Here is a 1,583-nt window from a genome sequence, read left to right as displayed (position 1 = left end):
GCCCACAACGAAAAAGCCCGCTGGCCTTCGATCAGCGGGCTTCAGTATTGACGTGGTCCGGCTCAAGCGGCGCGTGAGCCTCGAAAGCAGATGGTTCCTTGGTGGGAGCCGACTCTGATTTGCGTTTTATTCGAAGGACTTGAGGTTGTTCAGCGGGACCAAACGCCACTGCTGGGCAGGTGAGCCATTGATCGGGAAGAGCCAGATCGGGTTTCCATCCTTGACGACGCGACCCTTGTCGTCGAGGCACAACGATTCATCGGACCTAGGTACGATGTATCCGGGTTTCGAGAAGAAATCCCATTGGATTGCGCTGGCGCTGGGCTTGAGCTTCAGGAGGGATTCAGGTGCGATCCGGTCTGCACCTATCGCGAGCACTCCGCCACTCGAATTCAGCGAGACGATGCCGGTGTCGAAGTTGACATCCCAAAAGCCATAGCGAGGTGCCAACCCGTTTTTGCTTCTAAGGACGACAGGGTTGTCCTGTGATTGATCCGTGACCCCAATCACATAGTTCGGATCTTGAGAGTATTCAATAATATAGACGCCCATTTTTTCTCTCCTAATCGCTCTATAAAAATATGACCCCGTTTTTCGGTGTCGCCGGGTTCGAATGAACTCAGCTAACTAATAATAGATGGGGGTTTGAGGAATTCTACCTGTCATGTTTGCGGGTCTGATAAATGTAAATAATCGATTTTATTTGTGATTATTTCGTTGTTTGTTTGTTTGATTTGATGTGTTGAGGTGGAAATTGGATTTCAATAAACCTCTAAAATAATTGGGCGCATTGTTCGGTTTCACGTCTTTGAATCTACAGTTCAGTGGCTGTTGATTTTATGGAATCCAATGGGCGCCATATCGGTCTCCTTCCGTGGAGTGTTCGTGGTGGCGGCCGGGGAGCTTTCGAATGACAGGCCGTGCAAAGAAAACCGGCGTGCGTCGCACTACTGCGCCAGAAAGTCGAGGACGACATCGGCGATCCTGTCGACATCGGCATCTCCTAGGCCGAGCAGCTCGCGTACCGGATACCGCACGACTGGACCACGGTTGCGTTCGCCCCGATCGCGCAGGCCCTCCTGGTGAACGCGTGCGATGCGCTCGACCTGGCGCGTGAAATGCGGCACGGAAGCGTCTGCCGTCGCGGCGGTTTTGAGGAAGCGGGCGGTGCGCAGCTTCGCGAACATCGCGCGCCGGATGCGCCCCTTCTTGCGCCGGGCCTGCGGCTTGCGCGGCGCGAAGCGGCTACCGTCCGGATTGCGGGCCTCGGCGATGCGTCGCGAGTGACGCCGGCGCAGCTCGCCGGCCAGCCCCTTCGCCAGGACCACGCGCTGCGCGGGCGTGAGCTGGCCGAGCAGACCAGACGCCCAATCCTCGGCGCGCGCCTGCGTCACCCATCCGGTCGCCAGGACACTCGTCGTGGCCGCAATGCGGCCTTCGTACTCGGACGCGACCATTTTCTCCAATTTGGAAGTTGTCCTATAGTTTTGCCCTTGTCATCGAGAATATGCTCTCCTCCGTGGCGTTCTCCGACGCCCGCACGAAGGAACGGCGAACAGCCGATCCAATTGATTCCTATAATA

The 1,583-nt window shown here is 56.4% G+C and carries 2 protein-coding genes; both read right to left on the bottom strand.

Going from position 1 to position 1,583, the window contains the following annotated elements:
• Positions 1-126 precede the first annotated feature (126 nt).
• On the bottom strand, positions 127-552 hold the full coding sequence (locus ACFTWP_RS41690; RefSeq protein ID WP_105818909.1) for an RICIN domain-containing protein: 426 nt from the start codon (positions 550-552) through the stop codon (positions 127-129).
• A gap of 395 nt (positions 553-947) precedes the next feature.
• Positions 948-1,457 carry a phage virion morphogenesis protein gene (locus ACFTWP_RS41685; protein WP_105818908.1) on the bottom strand — a complete coding sequence of 170 codons (510 nt, stop codon included), beginning with the start codon at positions 1,455-1,457 and terminating at the stop codon, positions 948-950.
• Positions 1,458-1,583 lie beyond the last annotated feature (126 nt).

This window comes from Kitasatospora sp. NPDC057015, assembly GCF_042673745.1.
GTDB lineage: Bacteria > Actinomycetota > Actinomycetes > Streptomycetales > Streptomycetaceae > Kitasatospora.
This window is presented reverse-complemented; position numbering and strand designations above follow the sequence as displayed.

Excerpts from the sequence above, each read along its gene's own strand:
- ACFTWP_RS41685 (WP_105818908.1), bottom strand. The coding sequence starts at position 1,457 with ATGGTCGCGTCCGAGTACGAAGGCCGCATTGCGGCCACGACGAGTGTC.
- ACFTWP_RS41690 (WP_105818909.1), bottom strand. The coding sequence starts at position 552 with ATGGGCGTCTATATTATTGAATACTCTCAAGATCCGAACTATGTGATT.